Origin of the sequence: Stappia stellulata DSM 5886, from assembly GCF_000423705.1 — a bacterium.
Classification (GTDB): Bacteria; Pseudomonadota; Alphaproteobacteria; order Rhizobiales; family Stappiaceae; genus Stappia; species Stappia stellulata.
Window position 1 is genome coordinate 51,049 of the sequence record NZ_AUIM01000010.1, and the last position, 26,826, is coordinate 77,874.

Annotated in this window: 23 protein-coding genes; 15 read left to right on the forward strand and 8 right to left on the reverse strand. The window is 67.1% G+C overall.

Going from position 1 to position 26,826, the window contains the following annotated elements; translation table 11 throughout:
• Positions 1 to 133 precede the first annotated feature (133 nt).
• The 4 genes from G572_RS0105470 (at position 134) to G572_RS22615 (ending at position 3,702) form a co-directional block, all read left to right on the forward strand.
• Complete coding sequence (locus tag G572_RS0105470) at positions 134 to 1,543, forward strand: cytochrome ubiquinol oxidase subunit I (protein ID WP_029057620.1); 1,410 nt, start codon at positions 134 to 136, stop codon at positions 1,541 to 1,543.
• A gap of 4 nt (positions 1,544 to 1,547) precedes the next feature.
• Entirely contained in the window at positions 1,548 to 2,555 is a 1,008-nt protein-coding gene (gene cydB / locus G572_RS0105475) for a cytochrome d ubiquinol oxidase subunit II (RefSeq protein WP_029057621.1), read from the forward strand.
• On the forward strand, positions 2,555 to 2,716 hold the full coding sequence (locus tag G572_RS26190; RefSeq protein ID WP_156884489.1) for a hypothetical protein: 162 nt from the start codon (positions 2,555 to 2,557) through the stop codon (positions 2,714 to 2,716). Before cydB ends, G572_RS26190 begins: the two co-directional genes overlap by 1 nt.
• A gap of 113 nt (positions 2,717 to 2,829) precedes the next feature.
• Entirely contained in the window at positions 2,830 to 3,702 is an 873-nt protein-coding gene (locus tag G572_RS22615) for a CE1 family esterase (RefSeq protein WP_051241678.1), read from the forward strand.
• On the opposite strand, the gene G572_RS22620 is transcribed toward G572_RS22615, so the two are convergent.
• Both G572_RS22620 and G572_RS0105495 read right to left on the reverse strand, forming a co-directional pair.
• Positions 3,699 to 4,949 carry an OpgC family protein gene (locus G572_RS22620; RefSeq protein ID WP_281168751.1) on the reverse strand — a complete coding sequence of 417 codons (1,251 nt, stop codon included), beginning with the start codon at positions 4,947 to 4,949 and terminating at the stop codon, positions 3,699 to 3,701. The genes G572_RS22615 and G572_RS22620 overlap by 4 nt on opposite strands.
• A 99-nt stretch (positions 4,950 to 5,048) precedes the next feature.
• Positions 5,049 to 6,431, reverse strand: coding sequence for a tetratricopeptide repeat protein (locus tag G572_RS0105495; protein WP_029057622.1), 1,383 nt, complete (start codon positions 6,429 to 6,431; stop codon positions 5,049 to 5,051).
• A 359-nt stretch (positions 6,432 to 6,790) separates the two neighbouring features.
• Here G572_RS0105495 and G572_RS0105500 point away from each other — a divergent pair, with 359 nt between their 5' ends.
• Both G572_RS0105500 and G572_RS0105505 read left to right on the forward strand, forming a co-directional pair.
• Complete coding sequence (locus G572_RS0105500) at positions 6,791 to 7,963, forward strand: YeeE/YedE family protein (RefSeq protein WP_051241680.1); 1,173 nt, start codon at positions 6,791 to 6,793, stop codon at positions 7,961 to 7,963.
• Between the two features lie 111 nt (positions 7,964 to 8,074).
• Entirely contained in the window at positions 8,075 to 8,563 is a 489-nt protein-coding gene (locus tag G572_RS0105505; protein ID WP_037545916.1) for a DUF302 domain-containing protein, read from the forward strand.
• A 9-nt stretch (positions 8,564 to 8,572) separates the two neighbouring features.
• On the opposite strand, the gene G572_RS0105510 is transcribed toward G572_RS0105505, so the two are convergent.
• The 4 genes from G572_RS0105510 to mdoH all read right to left on the reverse strand — a co-directional run bounded on the left by G572_RS0105510 (position 8,573) and on the right by mdoH (position 14,154).
• Positions 8,573 to 10,252 (reverse strand): thiamine pyrophosphate-binding protein, encoded by a 1,680-nt coding sequence (locus G572_RS0105510; RefSeq protein WP_051241682.1) that lies wholly within the window; start codon positions 10,250 to 10,252, stop codon positions 8,573 to 8,575.
• Positions 10,249 to 11,550: a CaiB/BaiF CoA transferase family protein gene (locus tag G572_RS22625; RefSeq protein WP_051241684.1), complete on the reverse strand. Its 1,302-nt coding sequence runs from the start codon at positions 11,548 to 11,550 to the stop codon at positions 10,249 to 10,251. The genes G572_RS0105510 and G572_RS22625 overlap by 4 nt, the downstream gene beginning before the upstream one ends.
• 34 nt (positions 11,551 to 11,584) lie before the next feature.
• Positions 11,585 to 12,088 carry a hypothetical protein gene (locus G572_RS0105520; RefSeq protein WP_029057626.1) on the reverse strand — a complete coding sequence of 168 codons (504 nt, stop codon included), beginning with the start codon at positions 12,086 to 12,088 and terminating at the stop codon, positions 11,585 to 11,587.
• Between the two features lie 173 nt (positions 12,089 to 12,261).
• Positions 12,262 to 14,154, reverse strand: coding sequence for a glucans biosynthesis glucosyltransferase MdoH (gene mdoH, locus G572_RS22630; protein ID WP_084649905.1), 1,893 nt, complete (start codon positions 14,152 to 14,154; stop codon positions 12,262 to 12,264).
• Positions 14,155 to 14,241: 87 nt separating this feature from the next.
• On the opposite strand from mdoH, the gene G572_RS22635 reads away from it, so the two are divergent.
• The 4 genes from G572_RS22635 to G572_RS22640 are packed head-to-tail and all read left to right on the forward strand — an operon-like array spanning position 14,242 to position 17,584.
• Positions 14,242 to 15,261: a zinc-dependent alcohol dehydrogenase gene (locus G572_RS22635; protein WP_208979043.1), complete on the forward strand. Its 1,020-nt coding sequence runs from the start codon at positions 14,242 to 14,244 to the stop codon at positions 15,259 to 15,261.
• 36 nt (positions 15,262 to 15,297) lie between these two features.
• Positions 15,298 to 15,696 carry a 6-pyruvoyl trahydropterin synthase family protein gene (locus G572_RS0105535; protein WP_029057627.1) on the forward strand — a complete coding sequence of 133 codons (399 nt, stop codon included), beginning with the start codon at positions 15,298 to 15,300 and terminating at the stop codon, positions 15,694 to 15,696.
• Complete coding sequence (locus tag G572_RS0105540; protein ID WP_037545921.1) at positions 15,696 to 16,772, forward strand: glycosyltransferase family 4 protein; 1,077 nt, start codon at positions 15,696 to 15,698, stop codon at positions 16,770 to 16,772. The genes G572_RS0105535 and G572_RS0105540 overlap by 1 nt, the downstream gene beginning before the upstream one ends.
• A complete protein-coding gene (locus G572_RS22640) occupies positions 16,769 to 17,584 on the forward strand; it encodes a small ribosomal subunit Rsm22 family protein (RefSeq protein ID WP_051241689.1) in 816 nt (271 codons plus the stop codon). The genes G572_RS0105540 and G572_RS22640 overlap by 4 nt, the downstream gene beginning before the upstream one ends.
• A gap of 10 nt (positions 17,585 to 17,594) precedes the next feature.
• Here the strand turns inward: G572_RS22640 and pcaF are convergent, their stop codons facing one another.
• Complete coding sequence (gene pcaF, locus G572_RS0105550) at positions 17,595 to 18,800, reverse strand: 3-oxoadipyl-CoA thiolase (RefSeq protein ID WP_029057629.1); 1,206 nt, start codon at positions 18,798 to 18,800, stop codon at positions 17,595 to 17,597.
• Between the two features lie 330 nt (positions 18,801 to 19,130).
• On the opposite strand from pcaF, the gene G572_RS0105555 reads away from it, so the two are divergent.
• From G572_RS0105555 to G572_RS0105575, 5 genes are read left to right on the forward strand one after another with little or no spacing between them, the layout of a single operon-like run.
• Positions 19,131 to 19,388: an acyl carrier protein gene (locus G572_RS0105555; RefSeq protein ID WP_029057630.1), complete on the forward strand. Its 258-nt coding sequence runs from the start codon at positions 19,131 to 19,133 to the stop codon at positions 19,386 to 19,388.
• On the forward strand, positions 19,388 to 20,569 hold the full coding sequence (locus G572_RS0105560) for an acyl-CoA dehydrogenase family protein (RefSeq protein ID WP_029057631.1): 1,182 nt from the start codon (positions 19,388 to 19,390) through the stop codon (positions 20,567 to 20,569). Before G572_RS0105555 ends, G572_RS0105560 begins: the two co-directional genes overlap by 1 nt.
• Positions 20,570 to 20,585: 16 nt before the next feature.
• Positions 20,586 to 21,494 carry an amino acid--[acyl-carrier-protein] ligase gene (locus G572_RS0105565; RefSeq protein WP_029057632.1) on the forward strand — a complete coding sequence of 303 codons (909 nt, stop codon included), beginning with the start codon at positions 20,586 to 20,588 and terminating at the stop codon, positions 21,492 to 21,494.
• Positions 21,495 to 21,508: 14 nt separating this feature from the next.
• Entirely contained in the window at positions 21,509 to 22,525 is a 1,017-nt protein-coding gene (locus G572_RS22645) for a DUF1839 family protein (RefSeq protein WP_051241691.1), read from the forward strand.
• A gap of 26 nt (positions 22,526 to 22,551) precedes the next feature.
• On the forward strand, positions 22,552 to 25,035 hold the full coding sequence (locus G572_RS0105575; protein ID WP_029057633.1) for a glycoside hydrolase family 2 protein: 2,484 nt from the start codon (positions 22,552 to 22,554) through the stop codon (positions 25,033 to 25,035).
• Here the strand turns inward: G572_RS0105575 and G572_RS0105580 are convergent.
• A complete protein-coding gene (locus tag G572_RS0105580) occupies positions 25,020 to 26,819 on the reverse strand; it encodes an alpha/beta hydrolase family protein (protein ID WP_029057634.1) in 1,800 nt (599 codons plus the stop codon). The genes G572_RS0105575 and G572_RS0105580 overlap by 16 nt on opposite strands.
• Between the last annotated feature and the right edge of the window lie 7 nt (positions 26,820 to 26,826).

Consider the following 26,826-nt stretch of genomic DNA (forward strand, 5'->3'; position numbering starts at 1 on the left):
CGACGCACAAAAGCTTCAATCTGTCACATCGCTTTTGACCGCCTGCGCGGCAGTATCCGTGCAAGCATGACAATTGCCGCGCGGCCCGGCGACCGTACCGCGGCCATTCGAGAGCATCAACGCCGGAGGGAACATGATGGATTTTTCCGCAGTCGACCTGGCCCGTTTCCAGTTCGCGTTTACCGTCTCCTTCCACATCATCTTTCCCTCCTTCACCATCGGCCTCGCCAGTTTCCTGATGGTGCTCGAGGGTCTGTGGCTGGCGAGCGGGCGCGACGTCTACCTGCGGCTGTTCAAATACTGGATGAAGATCTTCGCCGTCGCGTTCGGCATGGGTGTCGTCTCCGGCATCGTCATGACCTACCAGTTCGGCACCAACTGGTCGGTTTTTTCCGACAAGACAGGCCCGGTGCTCGGACCGCTGATGGGCTACGAGGTGCTGTCCGCCTTCTTCCTGGAAGCCGGCTTCCTCGGCATCATGCTGTTCGGCCTGACCCGCGTCGGCCCGCGCCTGCATTTCGCCGCAACCGTGATGGTCGCCTTCGGCACGGCGCTGTCGGGCTTCTGGATTCTGTCGGTCAACAGCTGGATGCAGACCCCCGCCGGCTATTCGATCAACGAAGTCGGGCAATTCGTGCCGGAAAACTGGTTCGAGATCGTCTTCAACCCCTCCTTCCCCTACCGTTTCGTCCACATGATGCTGGCGGCCTATCTCACCACCGCCTTCGTGGTCGGCGCGGTCGGGGCGTGGCATCTGCTCAAGGACCGCACAAGCGACGCGGCGCGGGTGATGTTTTCCATGGCGATGTGGATGGCAGCCCTCGTGACGCCGCTTCAAATTTTCGCCGGCGACATGCACGGGCTCAACACGCTGGAGCACCAGCCGGCGAAGATCGCGGCGATGGAAGGCCACTTCGAGGCCGAGAACGGCGCGCCGCTGATCCTCTTCGGCATACCGGACATGGCGGCGGGCGAGACCCGCTACAAGGTCGAGATCCCCAAGCTTGGCAGCCTGATCCTGACGCATACGCTCGACGGACGGGTGCCCGGTCTCAACGACTTTCCGCCCGAGGACCGGCCGAACGCGACGATCGTGTTCTTTTCCTTCCGCGTGATGGTCGGCATCGGCTTCGCGATGCTCGGCATCGGACTGATGAGCCTCTACCTGCGCGCCAGGGGACGGCTCTACGACGCGCCGCTGTTCCACAAGCTGGCACTGGCGATGGGGCCGACCGGCTTCATCGCGGTGCTCGCCGGCTGGATCACCACCGAGGTCGGGCGCCAGCCCTTCACCGTCTACGGCCTCCTGCGCACCACAGACAGCATCTCGCCGGTGGACGCGCCGGCGGTCGCGACCTCGCTTCTCGTGTTCATCGTCGTCTATTTCATCGTCTTCGGCATCGGCACCATGTATCTGCTGCGCGCGATGGCGGCACCGCCGGACTCCGGCAACGGCCCGGCCGACATGGAGCCGGTGCGCGCGGCCGGCGTCACCCCCGCGCCCGCCTACCGCGACCCGCACACCCCCAAACCGGCGGAGTGACGTCATGGAACTCGACCTTCCCCTCGTCTGGGCGCTCCTGATCGCCACGGCCGTCTTTCTCTATGTCGTGCTCGACGGGTTCGACCTCGGCCTCGGCATCCTGTTTCCCACCGCGCGCTCGGGCACCGAACGCGACGTGATGATGAATTCCGTCGCCCCCGTGTGGGACGGCAACGAGACCTGGCTGGTGCTCGGCGGCGGCGGGCTTTATGCGGTCTTTCCGCTGGCCTACGCCATCTTGATGCCGGCCCTCTATGCGCCGATCGTCGCCATGCTGCTCGGCCTGGTATTTCGCGGCGTCGTGTTCGAGTTCCGTTTCAAGGCAAGCGAGGAAAGGCGCTGGATCTGGGACATCGCCTTCTTTCTCGGCTCGCTGACGGCCGCGCTTGCGCAGGGCATCATCCTGGGCGCCATCGTGCAGGGCATCGAGGTCGAGGGACGCGCCTATGCAGGCGGCTGGCTCGACTGGCTGACGCCGTTTTCCCTGATGACCGGCGTCGCCGTCGTCATCGGCTATGCGCTTCTCGGCGCCACCTGGCTGGTGTGGAAATGCGAAGGCCCGATGCAGGATCACTTCCGGCACAAGGCGATGATGCTGATGTTCGCCATGCTGGTCGTCATCGGGATCGTCAGCCTTTGGACGCCGGCGCTCGATCCGGCAATCGCCGCGCGCTGGTTCGAGGTGCCGCAGATCTTCTACACCGCGCCGGTTCCGCTGATGGTGCTCGGCCTCGCCGTGGTGCTGTTCCGCAGCCTGAGCGGCACCCGCGACGTCGTGCCCTTCCTGGCAAGCCTGGGGCTGTTCCTGGTCACCTTCGCGGGCCTTGGCATCAGCCTCTACCCCAACATCGTGCCGCCGACGATCACCATCTGGGACGCGGCCGCGCCCGACAGCTCGCTGGCGTTCCTTCTCGCCGGTGCCGCCGTGCTGATCCCGATGATCCTGGCTTACTCCGGCTATGCCTACTGGATCTTCCGCGGCAAGGTGCGACCCGGCGACGGATATCACTGATGACGGGCGCACGACATCCGGACGGACGCGACGGCACGGACGAAAAGGCCGGCGGGCCGGCGAGCCTGCCGCGCCGGCTGGCATGGTTCGCCGGACTGTGGCTCGCCGGCGTCGCCGTGCTGTTCGCGATTGCCAGCGCGATCCGATGGGCGATCCTCTGACGCAAGGCTCCGCGATCACCGATCCGTGACGTGACAATCCGCGCGCGCCCCTTGCCGCACGGGCCTTCACGCGCATCCTTATGCACAGATCCTCGCAACACGGACTGCCGCATATGCCGCCTATCGCCCCCGCCCTTCCGATTGCCGCCGCGCTTTGCCTTGCGCTCGTCGGGGAACCGCAAGCGGCTGGCGCAACGCGCGACCAACAGGCCGATTGCGGCATCGAGACCCCCTGCGAGATCGAAACCGGCGAATACCGCATCCGCTTCCCGACAGGCTGGGACGGGAAAAGCCCGCTCGGCGCCATCGTCTTCCTGCATGGCTGGCGCGGAACGGCTCAAGGGGAAATGCGCAACGCGGCCTGGGCGCGACTGGCCGACAGGCTGAACGTCGCCTTCGTGGCGCCGCAAGGCGCGGGCAAGACCTGGTCCTATCCCGGCGCGCCGCGCGCCTTGCGCGACGAATTCGCGTTCTTCGACGCCCTGGTCGAGGATCTCACGACACGCTTTCCCCTGCGCAGCGAGCGCATGATGGCCACCGGCTTTTCCATGGGCGGATCGATGGTGTGGAACCTTGCCTGCTATCGCGGCGGGCTCTTCGCCGGCTTCGCGCCGATTGCCGGGGCGTTCTGGGATCCGATCCCGGAAAGCTGCCCCTCGCCGGCGCCGGTGCTATTCCATGTCCACGGAACCGCCGACCGCACCGTGCCGCTGGAAGGGCGCCCCATCGGCGAACGCTGGCGCCAGTCCGATGTCGCCGACAGTCTTGCCGTGTGGCAGGCGCAGGCCGGACTGCCGCGCATCTTCCCGGCCTCCGCGCCCGCGACCGGCCTCACCTGCCAGCGCCAGGAGGCTCAGGCGGAAGCGGGCCGCGGCACGGCGCCGCTTCTGGAAGTGTGCCTGCATTCGGGCGGACACAGCGTGCGCGCCGAATGGGTCGAGCGCGCCTGGCGCGCGCTCGGCCGCCATCTGGACTGGAGCGACTAGCGCCCGGAGGTGTTTCCCGCGGCATCCTTCCGGTGCCGGTCGCCCGGGCCCGTCTGCCGACCCGGCGCGGCCCCGCCGCCTTGCTTGCGCCACGGCTCCTTCTTGTACCAGGACACCAGATAGGCAACCGCGATGAGCACCGCGAAACCGCCGGCATTGGCGAGAAACTCGATGACCATGTCGCCGCGTCCCCATGCCATGTCGCGCAGGATGCCCACGGCCTGGGCAACGACGAGGCTCGCCAGGAAAACGGCAAGCGACTGCTGGCCGACCTTCTGGATCACCCGCACGACCGCGCCCCAGGCATTGTCGACGACGAGATAGCGTCCGCCGGCACCGACCGCGATCCAGGCGAGATAGGCGAGCGCGAGAAAATGCACATAGCGCAGGATGCCGAATTCCGTTTTCGCCCAAAGCGGCTCGATGGCCGTGCGGATTTCAAGCAACGCGGGAAAGGCGCCATAGGCGCGAAACCAGGCGAAGGGAACGGTCAGGACAACAACCGCAAGGGCGACAAAAATCAGGACGTGGCGCACCGGCGGCGCCGGGATCCAGCCACGCATGAAGGCAAAGCCGCTGAAGAACAGAAGCTGCCAGGCAAAGGGGTTGAAGAACCAGACCCGGTCCGACCAGGGTTCCGCCGGAAGCCCGAGGACCCCGAAGGTCGCGCCAAGCCACAACAGCCCCATGAAAGCGAAAACGGGCGCACGCCCGAGCCGCGACAGCGCCATGATCGCCGGAAGAAGCAGCAGGATGACGATATACATCGGCAGGATGTCGAAATAGTTCGGCACATAGGTCAGCGTCAAAAGACCCGGCAGCGTTTCGCTGGTCTTTTCGAAGAAATGCCAAAGATTGAGCGACGCGACATAGTCCTGCGTGAGGCCGCAGCAGCTTTCCAGAACGCCGCTGGTCTGAACGGCAACAAGGCCGGCGGCAATGATCAGGAACTGGCAGACATGCGCCCAATAGACCTGCCACACCCTGTGGCTGACACGGGCCGCCCCCATCAGCCAGCCGCTGTGGTCGAACACCTTTCCAAAGGCAATTGCCGAAGCCATGCCGGAGCAGAAGACGAAGATCTCCGTCGCGTCGGAAAAGCCGAAGCGTGCCGGTATCCACAGCGTCCATGTGTTTGCCGGCAAATGGGCGATGAAGATGATGAACATGCCGATGCCGCGAAAGAAATCGAGGCGCGGATCGCGCGGACGCGGGGCAGTGGCAGCAGGCGTGGAGTGCACGTTCACGAGACGCGGGTCCTTGAAGCCGTTCAAAGGGGCGCTGCCTCGCCGGCGCGCGGAAGCGCGATTTCTGTGCCACGGAGACGCGAGAAAACCAAGGCCGATTTACGCCGGCTGGGCGCGCAGGGCCTCGTCCTGCATGATCTTCGCCGCCCGCTTCATGCTGTCGGCCTGTTCCAGACGCTCGCTGGTGAAACGGTCGGGCGCACCGCGCAGGCGGAGACGGTCGCGCAGCAGGCGTTCCGCCTCGCCGGCAAGGCCCGCGCGCAACGCCGCGTCGATGGCGAGACGCTCGAAGACATCGCGCTGCGCGTGACTGCCGCCGATGCCGCGCAAGGTCGGGCGCGCCTGGTCGAGATGATGGAAGGCGGAGAAGAAGTTGCCGCGGAAATAGGCCTCCAGCCCATGTGCGGCCGGAAGGCCGGCCGTTGCTGCGACCCGCCCCAGGTCGGTCGGCTCCTCGGCATGCAGCGCGACGGAGGCAAGCATGGCATCGGCCGCCTGGCGGCGGCGCCCACCGCCGAGCGACAGCATGTAGTGGAGATCGGCAAAGAGATTGCAGCGATCGTCAATGCGCGTCTGGGAAATCTGCGCCAGTTCCTCCCAGCGTCCGCCGACGTTGACGCCCTCGATTTCAAGGCGCATCAGCAGCGAGGCCGCATTGGAAATGTCGCGGTAGTCGTCGGTGCGCTCGGAGCGGATCTCTTCGTCGTAAAGGGCCAGGACGGCGGCGATGTCGCCCCGGTCGAGCTGCATCAGCGCCAGATGCCACCACACGTGAAAGCGGAAATTGTTGCAGTGGGAAAAGGTCTGGGTGTTGGCCTCCAGCCAGCGGCGCCCCTCCTCCGCGCGTCCGGTCATGTCGTACACATGGGCAACGGCATGCAGGGCCCAGGCATCGTCCGGCGCAAGCTCCACGGCCCGCCGGCCGCTGCGCTCCGCCCGGTCGTATTCGCCCGTTTCCTCCAGTGCGAAAGCGTGACAGCCCATCAGGTAGCCATAGGCGGAGTGACTTTCGTCATAGGCGTCGAGCACGGTTTCCACCGAACGCCTCATGCCGGCGGCATCGCCCAGAACGAAGCGGACGGCATGCACCAGTTTCATCAGGAGCGGATCCGCGGGATGGGCGGCAAGGGCTGTATCCAGGCGATCGGCCGCCGCGCGCGGGTGGCCGTCGAGCCAGTCGCGCAACGCATCGATCACGGCCGCCTCGCGAACGGTCGCGCCAACGGCCGTGCGCGCGCCATCCGCCTGTTTCCAGTCCTCTTCCGCCACGCCGACCATCTCACGCCGGCCGAGCAGCAGACAGAACAGGCCATGCGTCGCGTGCCCGAGCGCGAAGCGCGGCTCCAGCGACAGGGCGCGGGCGAGATGGTCCGGCGTCGTCGTCCCGTGGGCCAGGAACGCATCGAGCGCGCTCTGCCAGGCCTCCAGAGCGGCCGGCTCCGACATCGTGAGAGGGTAGCCGTAGCGGTCGGTAAGGGTCATGCGGCTTTCTTCCTGCCTGCGGCGAACGGGCCGCGAGGGTTCCTGTGACAACGCACAGCGGGCGGGCGGGGAGGCAAAGGGCGCTTCGGGCTTGCATGACCGGATCTTCGACCGGGAGGGACCGAAGGGCAGTCCTTGCAAGGACCGGCGTGTGCCTATTCCTTTTCGCACTGTCAGTTTTTCCGCGGCGCGGATGACGTGCAACACACAAAAACTTGTGACCGACGTGTGCGAAACCGGGCGAAGGCCGGATCTATCTTCCAATAGCGGCCAGATCCGGGCAAAGCAATTGCGCGGCAGCGCGATCCTGCAAAACGCCATACCTTCCGCCCGTGCACGCATGGGAGTAAACCGGTGTCATGACAGCTCTTGCACAATCTCTCGCCCAGACGTTCTCCGGCTCGAACCGCACGGTCCTCGCCCTGTCGCTCGCCGGCCTCGCCGCCGTGGCGCTGATCGCCAGCAACACCGGCGGTCCCACGCTCGGTTATGCCGTTCTGATCGGCGGGCTTGCCGGCGTGGCACTTTATCATTCGAGCTTCGGCTTCACCGCTGCATGGCGCCGCATCGTCACGGAAAAGCGCGGCGGAGGCTTGCGCGCGCAGTTCCTGCTGATCCTGCTGACTGCGGCCGTGTCCTTCCCGCTGATCGGCTGGGGCGCCTCCTTCGGCATGCCGACGGGCGGCTTCGTCTTTCCCTTCGGCATTGCCGCAGCCATTGGCGCGACGATGTTCGGGCTCGGGATGCAGCTTGGCGGCGGCTGCGCCTCCGGCACGCTGTTTACCGCCGGCGGCGGCTCGACGCGGATGATGGTGACGCTGACCGCCTTCGTGATGGGCTCCGTGGCGGCCACGCCGCACATGCATCTTTGGGGGGCCCTGCCGAAACTGCCCGCCTTTTCGCTGGTGAGCGAATTCGGCCCCGTCGGCGCCTTTGCCGCGACCGCCGCCGTGCTCGGCCTGATCGCACTGTGGAGCATCCGGGTCGAACGCAAGGCGCACGGCAGCCTCGCCGATCCGAAACCGACCGCCTCGTTCCTCGCCGGCCCGTGGTCGCTGCGGCTGGGGGCGGTGATGATCGCCGTCGTCGGCATCGCCACCTTCGTCGTGCTCGGTCGCCCGTGGGGGATCACCTCGGGCTTTGCGCTGTGGGGCGCGAAGATCTGGCAGGGCTTCGGCGTGACGGTCACCGACTGGCCCTACTGGCAGTGGCAGAAGGGCGCGCTGGAGGCCTCCGTCTTCGCCGACGCGACCTCGGTGATGAACTTCGGAATCCTGATCGGCGCCATGACAGCGGCCGCCCTTGCCGGCAAATACGCGCCGGTGTGGAAGCTCTCCACCCGCGATCTCCTGACCGCGATCGTCGGCGGGCTGCTGATGGGCTACGGCGCGCGGCTTGCCTATGGCTGCAACATCGGCGCCTATCTCGGCGGGATCGTTTCCGGCTCGCTGCACGGCTGGCTGTGGCTGGTCTTCGGCTTCATCGGCAGCCTTGCCGGCACCCGCATCCGCCTCAGGCTCGGGATGGGCTGAGGCGGCGGCGCGCCGGATCGTGATCAACCGTGATTGCCGCGTGTGCGGTGCAGCGCACACGATCCGTTAGGGTCGGGCTTCTTCCTGCTTTCAAAGAAGGACCCCGACGCCATGTTTACCGATATCGCCCGCGCCCTGTGCCTGCCCGCCCTTGTCCTCGCCGTTAGCGTCCCTTCGGTCGCACAGGCCGAGGTCGCGCCGCGCGACGGCTGGTCGGTGATTGAAACCGACAAGGCCTTTCCCGACCTCGTGGACAGTCTGACCGCCGCGATCAAGGCGGCCGAGATGGGTCTCGTCACCCAGGCCAGCGCGTCCGCCGGCGCAAAAATGCAGGGCATCACAATTCCCGGCAACCGGGTGATCGGCGTCTACCGCAACGACTATGCAAGGCGGATGCTGGAGGCGAGCGTTGCCGCCGGCATCGAGGCGCCGATCCGCTTCTATGTCACGGAAGACACGGACGGCGGAGCGACGCTCTCCTACAAGCACCCGAGCTTCGTCTTCGCGCCCTATATGGCGAAGGGCGGCGACGCGCTCGAAACGCTGGCCGGCGAACTCGACGCGGTGTTCGAGACGATTGCCGAGGACGCCGTCGACTGAGGCGATGCTTCAGAACTTGCCGTCGTAGGCGCGGCGCCCGATGCGGCAGGCCAGAAGTGTGTAGGTGTCGCGGGAAAGCGCCGCCTGCGCCTCGCGCTTGAGCGTTTCGGCGTCGTCCACCCACAGGCCGTGACCGCCCATGGCCCTGGCAAGTGCCGGAAAATCCGTGCCTTCGAAATCGACGCCGACATTGGCCCGCTGCCCGGCGCGCTGCTTCAGCTCGATCAGCGCCAGGCTTTCGTCGACAAGCACGCAGACAATCACCGGCAGACGCATGTCGCGCAACGTCGCCAGTTCACCAAGGCCCATTTCCAGACCGGCATCGCCGACGAAGACCACGACGGGCCTGTCCGGGTCGGCGAGTTTCTGGCCCATCCCGAGCGGCAGGGCGCAGGCCATGGTGCAAAGCGCGGAGGACTGAAGCATGCCGCGCGGCACCGCCGTGTGCCAGATCTGCGAGACCAGAATGCGATGCGCGCCGCTGTCGGCGGTGGCAACCGTTTCCGCCGGCAACACCTCGCGCAGGGTGTGAAAGACGCTCGCCGGTCCCCAGCCTTCCGGCTCCGGCGCGAATTGCGCGGCAAGGACTGCCCTGGCGTCGGCGATCTCGCCGCCCTCCCAGGTGGCTGTCGGGGAGAGGCCATCGGCCAGCGCATCCAGCCCGGCCGCAACGCCCGAGGCGAGCAGGTGACGCACGCCGTGCATGCCATGGGCGCGCGGGGTCGCCGCAATCTCGATCACCGGGGCATCGTGAGACCAGGGATCGCGCCAGTTGATGCGCATCTCGATCGGATCATAGCCCAAAGCCAAGATGCAATCGGAGGCCTTGAAGAGCGGCAGGAGATGCGCATCGGCGCGAGGAGAAAGCCCCGCCCCGCCAAGCGCAAGCGGATCGGCCTCATCCATCAGCCCCTTGCCCTTGTAGGTGGTGACAAGCGGGACGCCATGCGCGCGGCAGAAGGCGGCAACAGCTTCGCCGGCGCCCTCGTTCACCGCATCGACGCCTGCAATCGCAATCGGGCGTTTGGCAGAAGCAAAAAGCGCACGCGCCGCTTCCAGCGCGGGACCTGCGGGCGTCAGGTCGGCGGGAGTGAGACCCGCCGGCAAGGGCCGCAACACCTCTTCGGTCGCGCCTTCGGCAACCGAGATCGGCACGTCGACATGCACCGGCCCCGGCTGACCGTCGAGAGCGATCCCGACCGCCTTGTCCATCATGGCGGAGAGCGCGCCGGGACTCGCGCGAAAGCTCGCCTTGACGATGGGGCGCAACAGCTGCTGGTGATCGAACACCTGATGGGTGTAGGTCTCCGCCTCCGACGCATCGACGCAGCCGGTCAGGAAGATCAGCGGCACCCGGTCCTGCCAGGCATTGGCGACCACATTGACCGCATTGGCAACACCCGGACCGAGCGTTGCCAGCAACACGCCCGGCGCGGCCGTCGCTCCGCTTGCACGCGCCTCGGCATGCCACACGCCCTCGGCCATGAAGCCGCCGGCGTTCTCGTGCTTGACGAGATGAAAGGCGATGCCGGCGTTTTCCAGCGCATCCATCAGCGCCAGCACCTCGCCGCCGGGAATGCCGAAGGCATGGCGGCACCCCGCCTGGCGAAGCTTCTCCGCGATCAGCCCGGCACCCGTCGTCCCCGCACCCGTCGTCCCCGCATCCCTCGTCCCCGCATCCCTCGTCATTGCGTCTCGTCTCCCTGCGCGCCGAAGGCGCCTTCCGCCGTCAGGCGCTCAAGCTCCGCCTCGTCAAGCTCCAGCGCCGAACGAAGCACCTCTCGCGTGTCCGCGCCGAGTTCCGGCGGCGCCCGCCGGAAGCTCACCGGCGTTTTCGAGAACCTCAGCGGATTGCCGATCAGGTCCACCGTTCCCGATGCGCTTGTCTCATGCGGCATGGAAATGCGCATGCCGCGATGGCGCACCTGCGGATCGGCGAAAACCTCGCCGACATCGTTGATCGGCCCGCAGGGAACGCCGGCGGCTTCCAGCACGGCGATCCAGTCGCCGGCGTCGCGCGTGCGCGTCAGTCGCTCGATCTCCGGTTCGAGGGCCGCGCGGTTGCGCACGCGTTCGGCGTTGGCGGAAAAGCGCGGATCGTCGGCAAGCGACGGCGCACCCGCCACTTCGCAGAAGCGACGGAACTGCGCGTCGTTGCCGACCGCCAGAATGAAAGCGCCGTCGCGCGCCGGATAGGCGTTATAGGGCACGATTGCGGGATGGGCGTTGCCGCGCCGGGGCGGCACCGCACCGTCGGTGAGATAGGCAACACCCTGATTGATCAGCCAGGCGACCTGGGTGTCGAGCAGGGCGACGTCGATGTGCTGGCCCTCGCCCGTTGCCGTGCGGTGATGAAGGGCGGCCAGGATCGCGTTGGAGGCATACATGCCGCACATGACATCGGCGATGCCCACGCCCGCCTTGGTCGGCTCTCCGCCGTCCTCGTCGGCACGCCCGGTCAGCGACATCAGCCCGCCCATGCCCTGGATCAAAAAGTCGTAGCCGGCGCGCGCCGCATAGGGACCGCTCTGGCCGAAGCCGGAGATCGAGCAATAGATCAAGCCGGGATTCGACGGCTTGAGATCGTCGTAACCGAGACCGCGCCGGGCGAGATCGCCGACCTTGAAATTCTCGATCAGCACGTCGGCCTTGCCCGCGAGCCGGCGCAGAAGATCCTGCCCCCCGGGCGCCGCGATATCGATGGCGAGCGAGCGCTTGTTGCGGTTGGCGGACAGATAATAGGCGCTCTCGCGTGTCTCGTTTCCTTGCGCGTCCTTGAGAAAGGGCGGTCCCCAGCCGCGGGTGTCGTCGCCGCGCCCCGGGCGTTCGATCTTCCACACGGTGGCGCCGAGATCGCCCAGCAATTGCGTGGCGGTGGGGCCGGCGAGAATGCGCGACAGGTCGAGCACGACAAGGCCCGCAAGCGGCCCCCGGGGGGCGCCGCCGGACGGATCGGGCGGGGTTTCAGTCCCAAATGAGGTCGTCACCGGCGCGAAGGTCCTTTCAGGCGGTCGGAGAAAATCAGACGGCGGCTCCCCTGCGCCAGCGCACGACGGCGCCGCAGACGAGACCGAAGATGAGATGCCCGACGAGCGAGGCCCAGGTCAACTGGATGAAGCCGAGAAACGGCGGCAGTCCGGCAATCAGATGGGCCATGACGTAGAGCGCGAACACCCAGAGCCCGACGCCGAAGCCCAGCGCGACCACCGGCCAGGGCAGGAACGGCAGGAACCGGTCGGCAATCGGCCTGGCAATGAAGAGATAGCCGAGGGGATAGAAAACGATGCCGACAACGAGATGCACGATCTCGGCCAGCGCAAAACTGCTGAACCCGAAGACCGACTGGACGAGGGCGGCCGGCTGCAACGGGCCGCCGACCCACAAGGGCGTGATGAAACGCGCCCAGATCTCCCAGGCGCCATCGGCAAAAAGGCCGGCGAGGATCGCGGTCGCGAGCGTCGCCAGCGTCAGCGGGGGAAACGGGCCGTGTTGCGGCCGGAGGGTGGAAGAGACGGAGGCGGGCATGGATCAGGGCTCCTCAGGGCGACCCGCCGGACCCGGCGGCGTTGCAGGCAGACGCCGGGAACCGGTTGTCCGGTCCCGACATCCGACTGTGGGAGCAATGCCCGCTCCGTTCAAATCAACCGAGCGAGACGCGCCGGCCAGTTGCCCTCACGCTGGCGTGACCAGGCGCCGGGTCAGGCTTTCGCCTTTTCCGGCTCCGGTTCGAAAAACGCGCGCGACGGCACGAAGGCAACGCCAAGGGCTGCATGAGCGGAGAGACGGAGCGGCAGCAGGCATTCCGGCGGCACGGTCTCCTCCGGCAGGCGCCAGAGGCGCGTTGCCAGTGCCAGCCGTCCGACCCACTCGCCCGAGGTGCCAAGCGCAAGCGGGACCGCGATGGCGGGACCGAGGATCACCGGCAGGAGCGGCCAGACGAGGTCCGGCGCAAAGGCCGCCGCCCAGGCAAAGCCGGCAAAGCCGAAGACCATCTGCGGCCAGAGCCGCGACACGCAAAGACCGAGCGGAAGGGCGCGCGTGTCGCGCACCTGTGCGCCCCAGCCCATCGCCTTGCCAAAGGGGAGACCGGCAATGAAGAGCGACACGGCAACGGCGACGACCGGCGCCATCAGGGCCGCGAAGACGATTTCCGACAGCGACCCCAAAACGATCCGAACCGGCCCGCCAAAGGCCGCGCGCAAACGCCGGTCGGCAAGGATGTCGATCACGGTGGCGATCTTGGGCGCGAAGATCATCGTCAGGATCACGACGAAAAGCGTGAAGCCGGAAGCCTGCTCGAACTGCACCAGATCCGCACCGCCAAGGGCGACAACCCCGGCACCGGTCGTCATGAAGAGGAGCCACGCGGGGGCGGACACGAACATCAGGATCGCCAGTGCCATCTGCACGCGGCTTGTCGGCAAAAGACCCGGCAGGCCGAGCAGTTTGAAATACTGAAGATTGCCCTGACACCAGCGCAATTCGCGGCGGATGAACTCCAGCGCGTTGGGCGGGTTTTCCTCAAAGCTCTCCGTCTCGCGCGGGATCACGCGGACCTCGTAGCCGGCGCGGCGCATCAACACCGCCTCGACCTGGTCGTGGCTCAGGATCCAGCCCGACAGCGGGCCTTCGCCGGCAAGCTTGGGCAGATGACAGGCCTCGGTGAAGGGTTTCACCCTGAGAATTGCGTTGTGCCCCCAATAGGGACCGCAATCGCCCTGCCACCACGCGCTGCCCAGCGTATAGGAGCGCATCCCGAGCCGCATGCCGAACTGGAAGATCCGGGCGAAGGCGCTGTTGGTCGGCATGCCGACGACCAGCGTCTGCAGGATGCCGAGACGCGGGTTTGCATCCATCTTGGCGACGAGATCGACAATGGCCGCGCCGGACATGAAACTGTCGGCATCGAGCACCAGCGCATAATCGTGGCTGGCGCCCCAGCGGACGCAGAAATCGCGGATGTTGCCCGCCTTGAAGCCCGGATTGTCGTCGCGGCGACGGTAGACGACGGGCAGAACATCGGCCCAGCGTTCGGCGAGCGCGGAAAAGACGGCGTCTTCCTTGGCAGCAATTTCGGGCTGATTGGTATCGCTGAGCACATAAAGAGCAAAGCCCGACGCATGCCGGGTTCGGGCGAGATCGGCAAGCATGGCATCGAGGTGAACCGCTACCTGGTCGACATCCTCGTTGCGGATGCAGGAGAGGATCGCGGTGGAGGAGCGGCTTGAAACGGATGTGTCGCCGGAGGCGATCGGACAGACAGCACCGACCGGATCGCGCTGCGTGCGCATCAGGGTCAGGCCGATTGCCGCATTCCAGAAGCCGATCGCGGTCCAGGGCAGGGTCAGCAGAAAGAAGCCGATCATCAGCCCCTCCACCCAGCTTAGCCCGTCGGCGGAGAAACTCACGGTCAAGAGGGTTGTCAGCGCAAGGATCGTGGCCAGAACCAGTGTCGCAAACACGCCGCGGCGCACCGCCAGACGGCGTGCATCCACCGGCACATGCGCCGCGCCGGATGCGGAGGTCTCGGACGCATGGCCAAGGCCGGTCGGATCCGGTGTCAAAAAATGCGGACGGTGTTTTTGGAACATACAACGACCTTTGCACATATATGAAAGAGTCCCGAATGCGGCGACCCGACAATTGGGTTATACGTCGCCCGGGACTGAGGAGGATTTGTGACGCACCGCACAAACGTGAAAAAATTTCCGTGCGACATGCAGGCGTTGTGGTCCGTCGAGCCGGGCCGCATGGCGCTCCGCAGCGGAACCGTCCCCGCGCCGGAGACCGGAGACGTCTGCGTGCGCGCCCGTTTCAGCGGCGTCAGTCCGGGCACCGAACGGCTGGTTTTGTCCGGCAAGGTGCCCGAAAGCGAATGGAGCCGCATGCGCGCGCCGTTCCAGGCCGGCGACTTTCCCTTTCCCGTGAAATACGGATATGCCAGCGTCGGCGAGATCGTCGCCGGCGCGCCCGGGCGGCTGGGCGAGACCGTCTTCGTGCTCCATCCCCATCAGTCCTTCTACACGGTTCCTGCGGACGCCGCGATTCCGCTGCCCGACGGCGTTCCGGCGGCGCGCGGCATCCTGGCGGCCAACATGGAAACCGCCCTCAACGGGTTATGGGACGGCGGGGCCTCACCGGGAGATCACATTGCCGTGGTCGGCGGGGGCATCATCGGCCTGCTCGTCGCATATCTCGCCGCCCGGATCCCCGGCACGCGCGTTACCGTCGTGGATATCGATCCTTCCCGCAAAGCACCTGCGCGCGCGCTCGGCGCCGGTTTCGCGACGCCGGAAACCGCACCGCGCGACCAGGATCTCGTCTATCACGCCAGCGGTCACCCGGACGGGCTCGACACCGCGCTTTCCCTGGCGGGGATCGAGGCCTGCGTCGTGGAGATGAGCTGGTATGGTAGCACGCCCGTCACGGCAACACTTGGCGGCGCCTTCCACAGCCGGCGGCTGACGCTGCGCTCCAGCCAGGTCGGGCGCGTTCCGCCGCACCGCCAGCCGCGCTGGAGCCATCGGCGACGGCTTGAAACCGCGCTTTCACTTTTGCGTGACCCGGCGCTCGACGCCCTGATTTCAAAGCCCGTTCCGCTAACGGGGGCGGCGCAGCGCGTTCCCGCCCTGCTCGGCCCCGAGGGCTGCGGGCGAATGCCGCTGATTTCCTACGACACCACGGCGGATCGTGACTGACGAGCCGTCTCCCTAGACACTTTCCGGAGAAGTCCCATGCACAGTGTTGAAGTCCGCGACCACATCATGATCGCCCATTCCTTCAAGGGCGAGGTCTTCGGTCCGGCGCAGAAGATGCACGGCGCCACCTTCGTGGTCGACGCGGCGTTCCGCGCGCGCGATCTCGACGCGAACGGCATCGTCATCGATATCGGCCGCGCCCATGAGGTGCTGAAGGAAACGCTGGAACCGCTCAACTTCCAGAACCTCGACGACGTGCCCGAATTCAAGGGCAAGAACACGACGACGGAATTCCTCACCCGCCACATCTTCGACAAGCTTGCCGCCGCGGCCCGCGCCGACCGGCTGGGGCGCCCCGGCGCCGAGCTTCATGCGATCCGCGTGACCCTGCATGAATCCCATGTGGCGCGGGCCTGGTACGAAGCCGAAATCTGATGAGCGCAGCCGCGTCCGACTTCACCTTTCTTTATCCGGGCGATCTCTCGACCCCGACCGGCGGCTATCTCTACGACCGGGAGATGATCGCGGCGCTGGAGAGGGCGGGAGCACGCGTCGAGACGCGCTCGCTCGGCCCCGGATATCCGGCGCCGTCCCCAAAGGTGCGGGCGCAGGCGCAAGCGACGTTGGCGGCACTGCCGGACGGGCGGCTCACCGTGATCGACGGGCTGGCCTGCGGCGTGATGGCCGAGGAACTCGCGCCCCATGCCGCACGGTTGCGGCTCGTTTCGCTTCTGCATCATCCGCTTGGCCATGAAAGCGGACTGGATGACGCGCGTTCATCCGCGCTGCTTGCTGCGGAACGGGCAGCCCTTGCCCACGTTCGCCATGTCGTGACAACGAGCGCGGCGACGGCGCGCGCCGTGTGCGAGACCTTCGGCGTCGCGGCAAAGGCCGTCAGCGTCGTGGAACCGGGCGTCGAGATCGACGCGCGCGTCCCTGCGAAAGGGCCGAGAGACGGCGCCGGTCCGCTCCGGCTTCTCAGCGTCGGCTCGCTGATCCCGCGCAAGGACCATGCGACGCTGCTGGACGCGCTCAGCCGGCTGGGAGATCGCGACCTGCGGCTCGACATCGCCGGAAGCGCCGCGCTCGATCCGGACCACGCCGGAGAGATCCGCGCGTTGATCGCGCGGCTCGGGCTTGAAGACAAGGTCACCCTGCATGGCGCGCTGCCGCGCGAGGCACTCGACGCCCTCTACCGGGCGGCGGATCTCTTCGTGCTGACAACGCTTTACGAGGGCTATGGCATGGCCTTCGTCGAGGCGATGGCCCATGGCCTTCCGGTCGTCGCGACGGGAGACGGCGCGGTGCGCGACACGGTCCCGGAAACAGCCGGTATCTTTTTGCCGGTTGGCGACGTCGCGGCGGTCGCCGACGCCCTTGCCCGGCTCGCCGCCACGCCGCAAGATCGCCATGCGCTGTCGCTGGGCGCGCTTGCGCATGTCGCGCAACTGCCGGACTGGGACGCGCAAGCCGCGCGGTTTATCGACATCTTGAAAGGCATGGAGCAATGAGCGGATTTTCCGGCGACTGGCTCTCGGCGCGCGAACCCGTCGACCTGCGGGCCCGCAATGCAAAGGTCCGCGATGCCTTTTTCAATCATCTCGCCGTGCGCAGGAGCTCCGACCCGTCGCGCCCGCTGGCGCTGCTCGATCTCGGCGCGGGCACCGGCGCGACGCTTCGCGCACTCGCCCCCCATGTCGCGACACCTCAGGCTTGGCGGCTCGCGGAACACGATCCGGCGCTGATCGCACGCGCCCGCACGCTCATGGACGGGCAGGAAATGCCGGTGGAGATCGTCGAGACGGATCTCGCGACGGGCGTGCCCGAGGCGCTGCTCGACGGCATCGACGGGGTCACCACGTCCGCGTTTCTCGATCTGGTGTCGGCGGGATGGATCTCCGCCTTCGCCCGCCAGCTGGCGGCGCACCGGCTGCCGTTCCTGGCGATGCTGACCTATGACGGGCGCCTGTCGCTCGCGCCCGCCGACCCCCTCGACGAAAGCATCCGCGAGGCAATGAACACGCATCAGCACGGCGACAAGGGGTTCGGCGCAGCACTCGGACCGCAGGCCTCCGATCTCACCCGCGAGGCGTTTCAGCAGGTGAACTTCCGCGTGGTCGAAGGCCCGTCGGACTGGGAGGCGGAGCGCGGCGAGCAGGCGTTCCAGTCAATGCTGGTCGACGGCTGGGTCGAGGCCGCCCGGGACATGGCGGTCGATGCCGACAGCCTCGCGCGCTGGCACGAGCGCCGGCGCGGGGAAATCGCCGCGCAGGAGCTCGTCACCCGGGTCGGGCATCGCGACCTCGCCTGCCTGCCGGTATAGCGAGCGAAGGTCAGGCCTTCTCGATGGCGCAGGCGATGCCCTGACCGACGCCGATGCACATGGTCGAAAGCGCCCGTCCCCCCCCGCGACGGACAAGCTCCAGCGCCGCCGTTCCCACGATCCGTGCGCCCGACATGCCGAGCGGGTGGCCGAGCGCAATGGCCCCGCCGTTGGGGTTCACGTGTTCACAGTCGTCGCGAAGGCCGAGTTCACGCAGCACCGCAAGGCCCTGCGCGGCGAAGGCCTCGTTCAGTTCGACAACGTCGAAATCGGAGATCGACAGGCCGAGCAGCGCCATCAGCTTTTGCGTTGCCGGCACCGGACCGATGCCCATGACGCGCGGCGGCGCGCCCGCCGCTGCACCGCCGACCACCCGCGCAATCGGCGTCAGCCCATAGGCCTTCACCGCAGCCTCGGAGGCAATCAGCAGCGCTCCCGAACCGTCGTTCACGCCCGACGCATTGCCGGCCGTCACCGAGCCGCCGTCGCGGAACGGCGTGGCGAGTTTTGCAAGCTTCTCGACCGTGGTTCCGGCACGCGGATGCTCGTCCTGCTCGACAACGATGGGATCGCCCTTGCGCTGCGGGATGGTGACCGGGACGATCTCCTCGCCCAGACGTCCGTTTTCCTGGGCAGCAACGGCACGCTCCTGCGAGCGCACGGCGAAGGCGTCCTGGTCGGCGCGGGCGACCCCATAGTCGGCGGCGACGTTTTCGGCGGTCTCCGGCATGGAATCGATGCCGTACTGCTTCTTCATCACAGGATTGACGAACCGCCAGCCGATGGTCGTGTCGTGAATTTCCGCCTTGCGCGAAAACGCCGTGTCCGCCTTGGGCATGACGAAGGGCGCGCGCGACATGCTCTCCACGCCGCCTGCGATCATCAGCTCCGCCTCGCCGGTGCGCACGGCGCGCGCGGCCATGATCACCGCGTCCATTCCAGAGCCGCACAGACGATTGACGGTGGTGCCCGGCACCTCGACCGGAAGGCCGGCCAGAAGCGCCGCCATGCGCGCGACGTTGCGGTTGTCCTCACCCGCCTGATTGGCGCAGCCATAGATCACATCATCGACCCGCGCCCAGTCGACGCCGGCATTGCGCGCCATCAGAGCGCGGATCGGCACGGCGCCCAGGTCGTCGGCCCGGACGGCGCTCAACGCCCCGCCGAAACGGCCGATCGGTGTGCGGATGTAATCGACGATATAGGCATGGCGCATTGCGAAGCCCCTCCCGCGGGCAAACTTTAAACCTAAAGCGTTTTCGGCGACAAGGGAGGCCGCGTCAACGCCTGACCGGCATTCATTTAATAATTAATCGACCGGACGGTCAATGAATTAGCATCCGGTTTGCCGGCTTTCCCGCGCCGGTCGGCGCGCCCAGCCTCGCAAATCTGCAAGACCAGGAAAACACACGATTAACCTTATCAAAAACATAACTTCTTTCATTCAACAACTTCAGATATTGTCAATACACTTGTGCGATACGTGATCCATCAAAGCGCAGGCAAGAAAACAAAAAATTCACCTGCCAAGAACAGGAGAAGTGTCATGTCCGCCGTTGAAGCCATTCGATCGATTGTCGCAAAACACGGCAAGCTGCCGGTTGATGTCGCGACATTGCAGGACGACGCGGACCTCTATGCGGCCGGTCTGTCCTCCTTTGCCTCGGTGCAGCTGATGCTCGCCATCGAGGAGCATTTCGATATCGAGTTTCCGGAAGACCGGCTGAACCGCAAGACATTTTCCAGCATCAAGGCGATTACCGAGGTCGTGACGGAGCTGAGCAAAGATCAGCAGGCCGCATGATGAACATCCACGCCCACGCCCCGAACCTCGAGCTGACAGCACGCGCCCGCCGCGTGGCGGCGGTGGCCGCAAGCCATGCCGACCACGTCGATCGCGACGGCCGCTTCCCGGCGGAAGCCGTCGAGGCGATGCGCGCGGAACGCCTGATGGGCGTGCAGATCCCGACCGATTTCGGCGGCGAGGGCGCATCCACGGCCGAGATCGCCGAACTGTGTTCGATCCTCGGGCAGGCATGTTCCTCCTCCGCGATGGTTTTCGCGATGCATCAGATCAAGGTGTCGAGCCTCGTCACCCACGGCGGCGACGATCCCTGGCACCAGGGCTTCATGGCGCGGGTCGCCGGCGAGCAGTTGCTGCTTGGATCGGCCACCACGGAAGGCGGCATCGGCGGCAACATGCGCAACTCCATTTGCGCCATCGAGGTCGACGGCGACACCTGCCGTCTGGAGAAGAACGCGACCGTGATTTCCTATGGCGACCAGGCGGACGCCATCCTGATCACCTCGCGCAGCCACGCCGATGCGGCAGCAAGCGACCAGGTTCTGACCGTTTTTCTCAAGGACCAGTACACGCTGGAAAAGACACATGTCTGGGACGCGCTCGGCATGCGCGGCACCTGTTCCGACGGCTATGTCTTCAAGGGAGAGGCGCCGGCGGTCCAGATCCTGCCGCGCCCCTTTGCCGAGATCGCCGCGCAGTCCATGCTCGCCCACGCCCATATCCTGTGGAGCGCGGTGTGGTACGGGATCGCCGCCGATGCCTTCGGCCGGGCCCAGGCCTTCGTGCGGGCCGCCGCGCGCAAGTCCCCCGACACGGCACCGCCGGGCGCGCTGCGCGTCGCGGAAGCCTCAAGCCTGCTGCAGGGCGTCAAGGCCAGCATCGTGGCCGCGCTCGAGATGTATGAGGCAGCGCGCGAGAACGAGGACAAATTGTCGTCCATGAGTTTCTCGGTTGCGATGAACAACCTCAAGATCGCCAGCTCGCAGACCGTCCTGACGATCATCAATCACTGCATGCTGATCTGCGGCATCCTGGCCTACAAGAACGGCACCCCGTTCAGCCTCGGCCGGCATCTGCGCGACGCGCATTCCGCGCAGCTGATGATCTCCAACGACCGCATTCTCGGCAACACGTCGAACATGCTCTTGATCCACAAGCAAGATACCAGCCTTCTGGGCTGAGGGGAGGAACGGAGCCATGGACATGCAAACGTCCCTGCTCGACCGGCTGTTTTCCGCGGGGCTGCTGATCGACACCGGCGTCGACGGGCTGTATGGCCGCGGCGGCGCCTTCGAGGATGTGATCGCGCGCTTCGAGGCGCTGATCGGCAAGCACGCACCGGAGGCAACGCCGGAAGTGATCCGCTTTCCGCCGGGCATGAACCGGGCCCACTTCGAGGGCTCGGGCTACATGAAGAGCTTCCCGCAGCTCGCCGGCACGGTGCACAGCTTCTGCGGCTGCGAGCTCGACCACATGAACCTGCTCGAATGCATCGCGGAGGGCGGCGACTGGACGGAAGGGCAAAAGGCGACCGACATCGTGTTGACGCCGGCGGCCTGCTATCCGCTCTATCCCACGATCGCCAGGCGCGGACCGCTTTCCGAGGGCGGCGGCCTCTACGACCTGCAGTCCTACTGCTTCCGTCACGAGCCGTCGAAGGATCCGGCGCGCATGCAGCTCTTCCGCATGCGCGAATTCGTGCGCATCGGCACGCCGGACGAGGTGATGGCGTTTCGCGAGGACTGGATGGCGCGCGGCGCGAAGCTGATCGAGGCCGTCGGTCTCGACGTGGAACTCGACACCGCCAACGACCCGTTCTTCGGGCGCGCGGGCAAGATGATGGGCAACAGCCAGCGCGAACAAAAGCTCAAGTTCGAGCTGCTGATCCCGGTGACGTCCACCGCCAACAAGACCGCCTGCCTCAGCTTCAACTATCACCAGGACCATTTCGGCTCCACCTGGGGGCTTGAGACCGCCGACGGCGAGGTTGCCCATACCGCCTGCGTCGGCTTCGGCCTGGAACGGATCGCGCTTGCGCTCTTTGCCAAGCACGGGCTGGACACCGCGGACTGGCCGGCGCCCGTGCGCGCCGCGCTTTGGGGCTGACGGGGCGTTGCACCATGTTTGAAACCCTCGCCGCCCTCGATCCGCAGAGCTACACCCCGCATCCCCTGCATGACGCGGAACGCATCTGGCCGGAAACCAACTGCTACATCGACCTGTGGATCGAAACGCTCAAGGCGCTGGATCTGGAGCCTGAAGCCATGCTCGGCTTCACGCTCACCCAGGATTTCGAGGGCGACCAGTTCACCTTCTTCAAGGTGCCGCTGGAAGACCTCGAGACGCTTTACGGCATCCGCGCCCAGGAACTGGCGATCTACGAAGCGGCGGAACGCCATGTCGCGACCCAGATCGCGCGCGGACGGCTGTGCCTCGTCGAGGTCGACAGCTACTTCCTGCCGGACACGCCGGGCGTCAGCTATCGCATCGAACACGGCAAGACGACCGTCGCGATCACCGCGCTCGACGTGGAGGCCCGCACGATGCACTACTTCCACAACGGCGGCTTCTTCGCGCTGGAGGGCGAGGATTTCGACGGCGTGTTCCAGCGTGGCGACCATGCGCAGGCCCTGCCCTTTCTGCCCTATACCGAATTCGCCAAGTTCCCGGCCAAGGCTCCCACGCCCGAGGCGCGCCGCGCCGAGGCGCTCAGGCTTCTGACGGTTCATTACGACCGTCGCCCGGCTGCCAATCCCTTCACGTCTTACGCCACGGGGTTCGCCGCCGACATCGAGGCGCTCTCCGAGCGGCCCTTCGACGTCTTTCACAAATACGCCTTCAACACGCTGCGTCAGGCGGGCGCGAATTTCGAGCTGGCGGCGACCCATCTCGACTGGCTGGCGCTGGACGGCCCCCTTGCCGGACCGGCGGAGGCGGCGCGCGAGATCGCAACGACCTGCAAGAGCCTGCAGTTCCAGCTCGCCCGCGCGCTGGCACGCAAAAAATTCGCCGGGCTCGGCGACGGGCTTCTCCCGGCCGCCCACGCCTGGGACCGGCTGATGAGCGACCTCGGTCCGGCCCTTGCCCGTTTGTCGGCGGACCGTCCAAAGACGCATTCGGGCATCCGCGCGGCCTGAGCCTGCGGCGTGACTTGAGAGTTCCCATGATCGATCCCTGCCTTATCGCCCCCTCGGACGACCTGCTCGCCGGGGTCGACTGGGACATGACCGTGACCGAGGCAAGCGCCTGGGCAACGCCGGCCGACTGCAACGTCGACAGCGACTGGCATCCGGCCGCCGTGCCCGGAACGGCCGCGGGCGCACTCGCCGACGCCGGGCTTTTTTCGCTCGACGCGCCCGTGCCGCTGCATGACCGCGACGTGTGGTATCTCGCCCATGTCGAGGTTCCCGGGCCCGGTGCCTACCGGCTGATCGCACCGGGGCTTGCGACTGTCTGCGAAGCCTGGTTCGACGGCCAGCCCGTGCTGATTTCCGACAGCATGTACGCCCGCCACGAGATCCGGCTCGATCTCGACGGCCCGGGCGATCTCATGCTGTGCTTCCGCGCCCTCGCGCCGCATCTGGAGCGCAAGGGACCGCGCGCGCGGTGGCGCACGCAGCTTGCCGGCCATCCGGGCCTGCGATTGATGCGCACGACCCTGCTTGGCCACATGCCCGGCTGGTGTCCCGACGTCCATGCCGTCGGCCCCTGGCGCGGCCTGCATCTCGTCGCCGAAACAGCCGTGCGCATCGAGGACTTGCGCATCGAGGCCACGCTCGGCGAGGACGGCACAGGCCGGCTCAGGGTTGCCCTGCGGCTGCCGGGCGAAACCGGGGACACGCCCAGCCTGAATTGTGCCGGCTGGGACGCACCGCTGGACAAGGGCGACAACGGCCTGTGGTCGGCCGACATGCTCCTGCCCGGCATCGAGGCCTGGTGGCCGCACACCCATGGCACGCCGCATCTGCACGCGCTGACGCTGCGCACGGCGTTGGGGGAAATCGCGCTGGGGCGCACCGGGTTTCGCCGCATCGAGGTCGACCCGGGCGCGGATGGGAACGGCTTCGCGCTCAGGATCAACGGCGAGCGGGTGTTCTGCCGCGGCGCGGTCTGGACAAATGCCGACATCCTGCGGCTGCCGTCGAGCCGCGAAAGCTACCGCCCCTGGCTGGAGCGCGCGCGCGACGCCCATATGAACATGCTGAGGATCGGCGGCACGATGGCGCCGGAAGCCCCGGCCTTCCACCAGCTTTGCGACGAACTCGGCATTCTGGTCTGGCAGGATCTGCCCTTCGCGAATTTCGATTATCCGGCAAAGGACCCGGACTTCATCGCCACCGTGGGCGACGAAACGCGCGATCACCTGCGCGCGACGCAGTCTTCGCCGAGCCTCGCCGTCGTGTGCGGCGGCAGCGAGATGTACCAGCAGGCCGCGATGCTCGGGCTTCCCGAAAGCCGCTGGCGCGGGCCGCTGACGGAGGAAATCCTGCCCGCAGCCGTCAAGGAGATCCGCCCCGACGTCGCCTATGTGCCGAATTCGCCGCACGGCGGGGCGATGCCGTTTTCTCCCGATGCCGGGATTGCGCATTACTACGGCGTTGGCGCCTATCTGCGCCCGCTCGAAGACGCACGGCGCGCCGACGTGCGTTTTGCCGCCGAATGCCTCGCCTTTTCCAATACCCCCGACGGCGATCCGCAAAGCATGCCAGGCGGAAACGCGCCCGGCCACGATCCGGCCTGGAAGAACGGCGTCCCGCGCGACCGGGGTGTCGGCTGGGATTTCGAGGATGTGCGGGACCACTATGTCGAGGCGCTCTACGACGTATCGCCCGCGAACCTGCGCCACGGCGACCCGCAGTCCTGGCTCGACCACGGGCGAGCCGCGGTCGCCGAGGTGATGGAGGCGACGTTTGCCGAATGGCGCCGCCCCGGATCGAATTGCGCCGGGGCACTGGTGTGGACCTTCCAGGACCTCGCGCCCGGCGCCGGATGGGGCGTGGTCGCTCACGACGGGCGGCCGAAATCCGCCTGGTATGGGTTGAAGCGGGCTTTCAGGCCCGTGGCGGTCTCTGTCACCGACGAGGGCACCAACGGCCTCGCAATCCATGTGGTGAACGAGACGGCGGAAAACCGGACGCTACGCCTCGACCTCGCCTGCCTGCGCGACGGCCGGCTGGCGGTTGCCACCGGCGAGAGCGATTTGGTGCTCGCCCCGCGCGAGGCGCGCACGCTTTCCGCCACCGACCTGATCGGCGCGTTTTTCGATGTGACATATGCCTTCCGCTTCGGCCCGCCCTCGCATGATTGCGCGCATGTGCGGCTGAGCGACGGCAACGGCACCTCGCTGGACGAGGCGTTTCATTTTCCGCTCGGACGAAGCAAAACCGCCAGAGGCGCGATGCTGTCGGTGGCGATGGACCGCGACGACGACGGAACCGATGTGCTGGTGCTGGAAACGGACCGCGTGGCACAGTCCGTCTGCGTCGACGACGACGCCTTCGAAGCGCAGGACAGCTGGTTCCATCTTGCCCCCGGGCAGGCGAAGCGGGTCAGGCTGGTCCGGCGGCCCGGCAGCGATGCAACCGCCCGCCCCTCCGGCCTCGTGCGTGCGCTGAACAGCGACGCGGTCGCCTATTCCGCCGCCTGACGGGTCGCCGCATCCTCGGCGACGGCCGCCAACGCCAGCAGATCGACAAGCTCCGCGCGCGCCGCACGCTGCGTCAGATTGTGATCGGCATCGGTCAGCTCGATCACCGCGAGATTGGGATAGGAAACGCGTCGGCGCAGGTCCTTGCCGAAGAAAACCGGTAGCTGCGCCAGCCCCGGATCGCCGTCGCTGAAGACAAGCGTCACATCCGTGCCCCGGTCGCGAAGCGTCGCCAGATTGGCATGGACCCTGGCGTAGAGCCTGGAAAAGGGCGCAAGGCCGAAAAGCCAGGGCGCGAAGTCGCGCTCGGCGCGGCGAAACCCGCGCCTCAGCAGCGAGCGTAGCAACGCGAAGGCATTGGTCCGGCCGCTGAGGATCCGTCTCCACTTCTCCGCGCTCAGCATCTTGCGTCCGTAGTCGACCGCCGAGGTATGGCCGAAACGCAGCACCTCCGCCACATCGTCGCGCGGATCCCAGAGGAACCGCTGAAGGTTGACCGCGACGACCTTGCGCACGCGAGGGTCCGCCACCGCCCCGTTCAGCGCCAGATAGGCCCCGCTGCAGGTGCCGGTGACGACGGCGCCGGCCGCAAACCCCTTGGCAGCGACCACATCGAGCGCAGCGCGCAGGTCGGCAAGCTGGCTCGGGTGATAATGCACGATCTGCGGCCCGCCGGCCTGGGGCCGGCTGTCGCCGATATCGGCGAGATCGATGCGCAGCGAGGCGATGCCACGGGCGGCCAGCGTCCGGGCGGCCTCGACCGCGCCGTGCGCCCAGCCGGCACGCGGTGTCGCGCCGGAATTCAGAAAAACGACCGGTCGTGCGCCCGGCAGGCGCTCGTCCGGCTCGCACCAGACGCCGATCAGGCCACCTTGTGCGCCGAAAGCGACGGAGGCCTCGCGCGCGCGCCCGGCGAGCTCAAGGAGGGGAGCATCCGGCGACACGCCCGACACGCGGCATGTCCGCGGCGGAACGGTGCGCACCAGCCAGCCGACCAGCCGGTCGAAATCGGCCTGCGGACAAAGCGAGGCCGTCGGATCGCTCATGAGATCGTCATAGCCGGCGAAGACATGCAATTCGCCCGTCGCGCCGGCGGAGGCCGCCTTGCCGAAGGCTTCCTCCACCGCCTTGTCCGGGCGATGCGCAACAAAGGCCGGCGGCAGATCCGCCCGCCCGGCGCGGCCGGAGACATCGAGGGCGCGAATGTCGGCAGCGACTTGTTCGCCGAGCCCGAGTCCGCCGAAGGAGAGCCTTTCGCCCGGCGCAGGATCCGGCGCCGCGCCCGTGATCTCGCCGATCATCGCCGCGCGTGCCTGAAGCTCGCGCAGATAGGTCCGCCCCTTCACCACGGGGGCGAGCAGGGCAAGCGCTGCGGCGCGCTGGCGCCCGTCCGCCACCGCCGTCAGGGCAAGCGTCGCGCCGAGGCCAAGGCCGACCAGAACGATCTCCTCCACCCCGGACCTCTCGCGCAAGACGGCGCAGGCCGCATCCAGCGTCGCCTCGTAACAGGCAAGACCCTCGACCTCCGCGGCCGTTTCCGCCGCGTCCCCCGTGCCCGGCCAGTCGAAGCGAAGGACCGGATAGCCCGCCGCCGCAAGCTGGTCGGCCAGAATGCGCAGGGAGCGACGCGCGCACAGATCCTCATATCCCCAGGGGCCCGCGATCACGACGCCGACCGCCCCTTGGGCCGGGTGCAGAACCGCAAACGTGCCGGCGAGGGAAACGGGCACAAGGGCCGCCTCCCCTCCGACGGACCGCCCGGATGTCAGCTCGCTCGACGTCATGGGTCCA

What these genes read in the sequence shown, in the direction of transcription:
- G572_RS0105500 (WP_051241680.1), top strand. Translation starts at nt 6,791, where the DNA reads ATGACAGCTCTTGCACAATCTCTCGCCCAGACGTTCTCCGGCTCGAAC.
- pcaF (WP_029057629.1), bottom strand. Translation starts at nt 18,800, where the DNA reads ATGCGCCATGCCTATATCGTCGATTACATCCGCACACCGATCGGCCGT.
- G572_RS0105560 (WP_029057631.1), top strand. Translation starts at nt 19,388, where the DNA reads ATGAACATCCACGCCCACGCCCCGAACCTCGAGCTGACAGCACGCGCC.
- G572_RS0105510 (WP_051241682.1), bottom strand. Translation starts at nt 10,252, where the DNA reads ATGACGAGGGATGCGGGGACGAGGGATGCGGGGACGACGGGTGCGGGG.
- G572_RS0105575 (WP_029057633.1), top strand. Translation starts at nt 22,552, where the DNA reads ATGATCGATCCCTGCCTTATCGCCCCCTCGGACGACCTGCTCGCCGGG.
- mdoH (WP_084649905.1), bottom strand. Translation starts at nt 14,154, where the DNA reads ATGTTCCAAAAACACCGTCCGCATTTTTTGACACCGGATCCGACCGGC.
- cydB (WP_029057621.1), top strand. Translation starts at nt 1,548, where the DNA reads ATGGAACTCGACCTTCCCCTCGTCTGGGCGCTCCTGATCGCCACGGCC.
- G572_RS0105470 (WP_029057620.1), top strand. Translation starts at nt 134, where the DNA reads ATGATGGATTTTTCCGCAGTCGACCTGGCCCGTTTCCAGTTCGCGTTT.
- G572_RS0105580 (WP_029057634.1), bottom strand. Translation starts at nt 26,819, where the DNA reads ATGACGTCGAGCGAGCTGACATCCGGGCGGTCCGTCGGAGGGGAGGCG.
- G572_RS0105535 (WP_029057627.1), top strand. Translation starts at nt 15,298, where the DNA reads ATGCACAGTGTTGAAGTCCGCGACCACATCATGATCGCCCATTCCTTC.
- G572_RS22640 (WP_051241689.1), top strand. Translation starts at nt 16,769, where the DNA reads ATGAGCGGATTTTCCGGCGACTGGCTCTCGGCGCGCGAACCCGTCGAC.
- G572_RS0105565 (WP_029057632.1), top strand. Translation starts at nt 20,586, where the DNA reads ATGGACATGCAAACGTCCCTGCTCGACCGGCTGTTTTCCGCGGGGCTG.
- G572_RS22615 (WP_051241678.1), top strand. Translation starts at nt 2,830, where the DNA reads ATGCCGCCTATCGCCCCCGCCCTTCCGATTGCCGCCGCGCTTTGCCTT.
- G572_RS26190 (WP_156884489.1), top strand. Translation starts at nt 2,555, where the DNA reads ATGACGGGCGCACGACATCCGGACGGACGCGACGGCACGGACGAAAAG.
- G572_RS0105505 (WP_037545916.1), top strand. Translation starts at nt 8,075, where the DNA reads ATGTTTACCGATATCGCCCGCGCCCTGTGCCTGCCCGCCCTTGTCCTC.
- G572_RS0105540 (WP_037545921.1), top strand. Translation starts at nt 15,696, where the DNA reads ATGAGCGCAGCCGCGTCCGACTTCACCTTTCTTTATCCGGGCGATCTC.
- G572_RS0105555 (WP_029057630.1), top strand. Translation starts at nt 19,131, where the DNA reads ATGTCCGCCGTTGAAGCCATTCGATCGATTGTCGCAAAACACGGCAAG.
- G572_RS0105520 (WP_029057626.1), bottom strand. Translation starts at nt 12,088, where the DNA reads ATGCCCGCCTCCGTCTCTTCCACCCTCCGGCCGCAACACGGCCCGTTT.
- G572_RS22645 (WP_051241691.1), top strand. Translation starts at nt 21,509, where the DNA reads ATGTTTGAAACCCTCGCCGCCCTCGATCCGCAGAGCTACACCCCGCAT.
- G572_RS0105495 (WP_029057622.1), bottom strand. Translation starts at nt 6,431, where the DNA reads ATGACCCTTACCGACCGCTACGGCTACCCTCTCACGATGTCGGAGCCG.